Here is a 6,318-nt window from a genome sequence, read left to right on the forward strand (position 1 = left end):
GCGCAAGTACGTCCAGTACGAGCCGCGGCCCTCCGCCTTGCGATGCACCACACCGGACGCCGCAACCCGGCAAACCTTCCCGGCCACAGCACTAGTTCTCGCCGTACCGGGGGTCCACCGTCTCCGGCGAGAGCCCCAGCAGCTCCGCCACCTGCTCCACGACGATCTCGTGGACCAGCATCGCCTTCTCGTCCCGCGTCTTGGTACGGATCTCCACCGGCCGCCGGAAGACCACGATCCGGGCGGGCCGCCCGTCGCGCGACTCCGACACCGCGCCCAGCGGCACCGCCTCGTCGTTCCAGCCGCCGTCCGGACCGCCCGGCGGCCCGGGCACGTCACCGATCAGGAACTCCACCTCGGCCAGCTGCGGCCAGCGCCGCTCCAGCCGCTCCACGGAATCCCGTACGAGGTCCCCGAACAGCTCCGACCGGCTCGCCGACAGCGGCACCTGGGGAGGGGCCACCGGACCGCGCATCCCGCGCCCGTGCCGGTCCCGCCGACGCGGGCGCGGCTCGGCCCGGCCCCCCGCGGGAGGCTCGGCGGGGCAGGGAGGAAGAGGGGTGTCCGTCACCCCCGCAGGGTAGCCCTGAGCACGACACGGGGGAGTGAGCGGTGGTGGAGTCGTCGCGGCCCGGTCAAGAGTGCGGTACCGTCCAACATCGTGAGCCTTGTACGTCGCTGTTCGCGCACTGCGTGCGGCCGCCCTGCCGTCGCGACACTGACGTACGTCTACGCCGATTCGACCGCAGTTCTCGGCCCGCTCGCCACCTACGCCGAACCCCACTGCTACGACCTGTGCGCCGAGCACTCGGAGCGCCTGACCGCCCCCCGGGGCTGGGACGTCGTGCGCCTGTCCGACGGCTCCGGGCCGTCCCGCCCCAGCGGCGACGACCTCGAAGCCCTCGCCAACGCCGTCCGCGAAGCCGCCCGCCCGCCGAGGCGCACGGCCGAGGCCGGCGGTCCCGGCCAGGGTGGCCCGTCCACCGGCGAGACCCGTCGTGGACACCTGCGCGTCCTGAGATCGCCCGATTCCTGACGCTCCGACGGCCTGAAGAGCCGCTCATGGTTCAGGATAGGTTTGCTGAACCGCACAGGACCTTCAGGAGGGCAGGCAGTGGCCGCAGATCTTTCGAACATCGTCAAGGCGTATGACGTGCGTGGTGTCGTGCCGGACGAGTGGGACGAATCCCTGGCCGAGCTGTTCGGTGCCGCGTTCGTGGAGGTCGTGGGCGCTGCGGCGATCGTGATCGGTCATGACATGCGGCCCTCGTCCCCGGGACTGTCCGCCGCTTTCGCACGGGGTGCGGCGGCGCGTGGGGTGGATGTCACCCTGATCGGGCTCTGCTCGACGGACCAGCTGTACTACGCGTCGGGCTCGCTGGGTCTGCCGGGTGCGATGTTCACGGCCTCGCACAATCCGGCCAGGTACAACGGCATCAAGCTGTGCCGTGCCGGCGCAGCTCCGGTGGGTCAGGACACCGGTCTCGGGCAGATCCGTGAGCTGGTCGAGAAGTGGTCCGACGAGGGGGCCCCGGCGGTTCCCGAGGGCACGGTCGCGGGCACGGTCACCGAGCTGGACAGCCTCCCGGGTTACGCCGCTCACCTCAAGGGTCTGGTGGACCTGACGTCGATCCGGCCGCTGAAGGTCGTGGTGGACGCGGGCAACGGCATGGGCGGCCATACGGTTCCGACGGTGTTCGAGGGTCTGCCGCTGGACGTGGTGCCGATGTACTTCGAGCTGGACGGGACGTTCCCGAACCACGAGGCGAATCCCCTGGACCCGAAGAACATCGTGGACCTCCAGGCCCGTGTCCTGGCGGAGGGCGCGGATCTGGGGATCGCGTTCGACGGTGACGCGGACCGGTGTTTCATCGTGGACGAGCGGGGTGCGGGTGTGTCGCCGTCGGCGGTCACGGCGCTGGTCGCGGCCCGTGAGCTGGCCCGTAACGGCGGGTCGGGCACGGTGATCCACAACCTGATCACCTCCTGGTCGGTGCCGGAGGTGGTGCGTGAGAACGGCGGCACGCCGGTGCGGACCCGTGTGGGTCACTCCTTCATCAAGGAGGAGATGGCGAAGACGGGCGCGATCTTCGGTGGTGAGCACTCGGCGCACTACTACTTCAAGGACTTCTGGAACGCGGACACGGGCATGCTGGCGGCGTTGCACGTGCTGGCGGCCCTGGGGGGCCAGGACGGTCCGCTGTCGGAGCTGGTGGCCTCCTACGACCGGTACGCGGGTTCGGGGGAGATCAACTCGACGGTCGCGGACCAGGCGGCCCGGCTCGCGGCGGTGAAGGCGGCCTACGGCGATGTCGAGGGTGTCACCGTCGACGAGCTGGACGGTCTGACGGTGACCGCCGAGGACTGGTGGTTCAACGTCCGCGCCTCCAACACCGAGCCGCTGCTCCGCCTGAACGTGGAGGCCCGGGACGAGGCCACTCTGGCGAAGGTCCGCGACGAGGTCCTCGCCCTCATCCGCGCCTGACCCTTCCCAGCCCTGCCGGCGTCCGGGTGCGGGCACGGGCCTTGCGGCCCGCACCCGGGATCCGGGCTCCGTGAACACAGCCCCGCCGGCGTGGAGGCGCGGGCCCGGGCGGAGCGCGGAAACCGGCGGAGCCGGGTCCGCCCGTACGCCGGGCCCCGGCTCCGTCCCACACCCGCCCCACGACACCGCATCGGCGAGTACTCGGCGGTACGCTGACCTCGCCCCACCCACATGCCCGAAGGGAATCGCCCCATGCCGCTCGAAGCCGGCCTCCTGCAGATCCTCGCCTGCCCCGCCTGCCACTCCCCTCTCGAGGACAAGTCGGCCGACGAGACGGCCCCCGAGCTGATCTGCACCGGCCAGGACTGCGGCCTCGCGTACCCGGTCCGTGACGGCATCCCCGTGCTCCTCGTGGACGAGGCCCGCCGCCCCGCCTGACCCCTGCCGCGCCCGCGAAGCAAGGGCAGACGCAGACGCTGAGACCGATTCCGCCACCCCTGGATCCGTCAACACCGCCGGAGGCCGCCATGCTCGACGAGTCGCTCCTCGACGCACCGGACGATCTCGCCCGCGTCGACCGCCGGGGCCTGCTCCGCGGTGCGGCCGAGGCCGGAGCCAGAGTCCGTACCGCCGCCCGGCACGCGACCGAGGCCGGCCTCGCCGAGCTGCGCCCCGACGGCCGCCCGCGCTCCGTCCTGATCGCCGGGCCCGGCACCGCCGCCACCGGCGTCGCCGACCTCCTCGGCGCCCTCGCCGGAGCCTCCGCGCCCGTCATCAGGCTGGACCCCACCGGCGTCGCCCACGCGGCCGGCGCGCTGCGCTGGACCCTGCCGGGCTGGGCCGGCCCCGTCGACCTGCTGCTCCTGGCCACCACCGACGGCACCGAGCCCGGGCTCGCCGTCCTCGCCGAGCAGGCGTACCGCCGCGGCTGCACCGTCGTCGCCGTCGCCCCCGAGCGCTCACCGCTGAGCGAGGCGGTGGACGGCGCGCACGGGCTCCTCGTACCGATGGCCAAGGCCCCGTACCAGGAGTACGACGAATCCGCCGCGGCCGGACCCGGCGCCCTGTGGGCCCTGCTGACGCCGCTGCTGCTGCTCCTCGACAAAGTCGGCCTGATCACCGCCGCCCCGGACACCCTGCAGCTCGTCGCCGACCGGCTCGACCGGACCGCGGAACGCTGCGGGCCCGCCATCGCCACCTACTCCAACCCGGCCAAGACCCTCGCCGCCGAGCTGGCCGACTCCCTCCCGCTCATCTGGAGCGAGGGCACCGGCGCCGCGCCCGCCGGCCGCCGGTTCGCCGCCACCCTCGCCGAGCTCGCCGGCCGCCCCGCCCTCGCCGCCGTGCTTCCCGAAGCGCTGCCCGCCCACGGCGTCCTGCTCGCCGGATCCCTCGCCGCCGGCGCCGACCCCGACGACTTCTTCCGTGACCGGGTCGAAGAGCCCCAGGCCCTTCGCGCCCGCATCGTCCTGCTGCGTGACCGGCCGACCGGTGGCCTCACCGCCGCCCCCGCCGCACGCGAGCTCGCCCTCAGCCACGACACGGCGGTCAGCGAGCTCGAACCGGAGGAGGGCGTCGAGCTGGAGCAGCTCGCCGAACTCCTCGCCGTCACGGATTTCGCCACCGCCTACCTGGCGTTGGCTTCCGGGGGACACAGCTGAGGCACTGAAGTACCCAGCTCTATCCAGGAAGACGACGATGGACCGCCTGACGAACACGATCCGCCCCTACGCCTGGGGATCCACCACGGCCATCCCCACGCTCCTCGGTGTCGCACCCACCGGCGAGCCCCAGGCAGAGATGTGGATGGGGGCCCACCCGGGCGCTCCCTCCCGCATCGACCGGGGAGCGGGCGAGCGGGCGCTCTCGGACGTCATCGCCGCCGATCCCGAAGGCGAGCTGGGCGCCGCCACCGTCGCCAAGTTCGGCCCCCGGCTGCCCTTCCTGTTCAAGATCCTCGCGGCCGGAGCCCCGCTCTCCCTCCAGGTCCACCCCGACCTGGTCCAGGCCCGGGCGGGTTTCGAGGACGAGGAGCGCCGCCGGGTCCCGATCGACGCGGACCACCGCAACTACAAGGACCCCAACCACAAGCCCGAAATGATCTGCGCGCTCACCCCCTTCGACGGGCTGTGCGGCTTCCGCCCGCCGCTGGAGGCCGCAGATCTCCTGGCGGGTCTGGACGTGGACAGCCTCAAGCCGTACGTCGACCTGCTGCGCGCGCACCCCGAAGAGGCCGCCCTGCGCGAGATGCTGACGGCCGTACTGACCGCGGACCGCGCCGAGATGGCGCACACCCTGCACGAGGTCGCCGCCGCCGTCACGCGCCTCGGCGGCCGGTACACCCCGTACGCCACGCTGGTCCACCACTTCCCGAGCGATCCGGGAGTCATCGCGGCGATGCTGCTCAACCACGTCCGACTCCAGCCCGGCGAGGCCATGTTCCTCGGCGCCGGCGTCCCGCACGCCTACATCGACGGCCTCGGCGTCGAACTGCTGGCCAACTCGGACAACGTGCTGCGCGCGGGGCTCACCCCCAAACACGTGGACGTGCCCGAGCTGTTGAAGATCGCGAAGTTCGAGCCGGGCGACCCGAACCGGCTGCGCCCCGAGGGCGACGCCGAGGAGGTCTACGAGACCCCCATCGACGAATTCCGGCTCTCCCGCTTCCTCCTCGCCCCTGGCGGTGCCTCCCGCGTGCTCCCGCACGACGCCCCGCAGATCCTGCTCTGCACTGCGGGCTCCCCGCAGGCCGGCGAACTGACCCTGACTCCTGGCGAGTCGGTCTTCGTACCGGCGGGCGAAAAGGTCGAACTGTCAGGAAGCGGGACGATCTTCCGCGCCTCCGTGGTGGTCTGACGTAGCGTCCCTCCCATCGGCTGCAACAATGTGCGGCCGGTAGTCAGTGGCTAGGAAGGACACCCTGCACCCATGAGCGCGTCGGGCGGTACCAAGGCGATCGTGGCGGCACTCGCCGCCAATCTCGCCATCGCTGTAGCCAAATTCGTGGCATTCCTCTTCAGCGGCTCCTCGTCGATGCTCGCGGAGAGCGTCCACTCGCTGGCCGACTCCGGGAACCAGGGACTGCTGCTCCTCGGCGGCAAGAAGGCCCAGCGCGAGGCGACGCCGCAGCACCCCTTCGGGTACGGGCGCGAGCGCTACATCTACGCGTTCCTGGTCTCCATCGTGCTCTTCACCGTCGGTGGCATGTTCGCCATCTACGAGGGCATCGAGAAGATCAACCACCCGCACGCGATCGAGGCCTGGTACTGGCCGGTCGGCGTCCTCGTCTTCGCGATCATCGCCGAGTCCTTCTCCTTCCGTACCGCGATCAAGGAGTCGAACGAGATCCGCGGCAAGCAGACCTGGACCCAGTTCGTCCGGCGGGCCAAGGCCCCCGAGCTGCCCGTCGTCCTCCTGGAGGACCTCGGCGCGCTCGTCGGCCTGGTGCTGGCCCTCGGCGGTGTCGGCCTCGCCCTGCTGACGGGCAACGGCGTCTGGGACGGCATCGGCACCCTGTGCATCGGCGTCCTGCTCATCGTGATCGCGATCGTGCTGGCCGCGGAGACCAAGTCGCTGCTGCTCGGCGAGGCCGCAGGCATCGAAGAGACCGAGAAGATCAAGAACGCGCTCGTCGACGGGGACGTCGTCACCCGCGTGATCCACATGCGCACCCTGCACCTGGGCCCGGAGGAGCTGCTGGTCGCCGCCAAGATCGCGGTCGAGGGCCACGACACCGCGACCCAGGTGGCCGACGCGATCAACGCGGCCGAGGCCCGCATCCGCGAGGCGGTCCCGATCGCCCGGGTGATCTACCTGGAGCCGGACATCTACCG

At 71.8% G+C, this 6,318-nt stretch carries 7 protein-coding genes; 6 read left to right on the top strand and 1 reads right to left on the bottom strand.

Annotation, left to right across the window (positions count from 1 at the left end):
* Positions 1-91 precede the first annotated feature (91 nt).
* Entirely contained in the window at positions 92-571 is a 480-nt protein-coding gene (locus tag ACWGIU_RS26280) for a metallopeptidase family protein (RefSeq protein ID WP_453709717.1), read from the bottom strand.
* 15 nt (positions 572-586) lie between these two features.
* Here ACWGIU_RS26280 and ACWGIU_RS26285 point away from each other — a divergent pair, with 15 nt between their 5' ends.
* From ACWGIU_RS26285 to ACWGIU_RS26310, 6 genes are all read left to right on the top strand, one after another.
* On the top strand, positions 587-1,036 hold the full coding sequence (locus ACWGIU_RS26285) for a DUF3499 domain-containing protein (protein WP_453709727.1): 450 nt from the start codon (positions 587-589) through the stop codon (positions 1,034-1,036).
* Positions 1,037-1,114: 78 nt separating this feature from the next.
* Positions 1,115-2,485: a phosphomannomutase/phosphoglucomutase gene (locus ACWGIU_RS26290; RefSeq protein WP_453709719.1), complete on the top strand. Its 1,371-nt coding sequence runs from the start codon at positions 1,115-1,117 to the stop codon at positions 2,483-2,485.
* 252 nt (positions 2,486-2,737) lie between these two features.
* On the top strand, positions 2,738-2,923 hold the full coding sequence (locus tag ACWGIU_RS26295; RefSeq protein ID WP_030015246.1) for a Trm112 family protein: 186 nt from the start codon (positions 2,738-2,740) through the stop codon (positions 2,921-2,923).
* Positions 2,924-3,012: 89 nt separating this feature from the next.
* Positions 3,013-4,146 (top strand): SIS domain-containing protein, encoded by a 1,134-nt coding sequence (locus tag ACWGIU_RS26300; RefSeq protein WP_453709721.1) that lies wholly within the window; start codon positions 3,013-3,015, stop codon positions 4,144-4,146.
* A 37-nt stretch (positions 4,147-4,183) separates the two neighbouring features.
* Positions 4,184-5,341, top strand: a complete 1,158-nt coding sequence (gene manA, locus ACWGIU_RS26305) for a mannose-6-phosphate isomerase, class I (RefSeq protein ID WP_453709723.1) — start codon at positions 4,184-4,186, stop codon at positions 5,339-5,341.
* A gap of 72 nt (positions 5,342-5,413) precedes the next feature.
* The coding region (locus ACWGIU_RS26310) for a cation diffusion facilitator family transporter (protein WP_453709725.1) at positions 5,414-6,318 on the top strand (905 nt) is incomplete at its 3' end.

The sequence above is a fragment of the Streptomyces sp. NPDC054840 genome (assembly GCF_053611065.1).

Coding starts and splice junctions, on each gene's coding strand:
- ACWGIU_RS26295 (WP_030015246.1), top strand. CDS start 2,738: ATGCCGCTCGAAGCCGGCCTCCTGCAGATCCTCGCCTGCCCCGCCTGC.
- ACWGIU_RS26300 (WP_453709721.1), top strand. CDS start 3,013: ATGCTCGACGAGTCGCTCCTCGACGCACCGGACGATCTCGCCCGCGTC.
- manA (WP_453709723.1), top strand. CDS start 4,184: ATGGACCGCCTGACGAACACGATCCGCCCCTACGCCTGGGGATCCACC.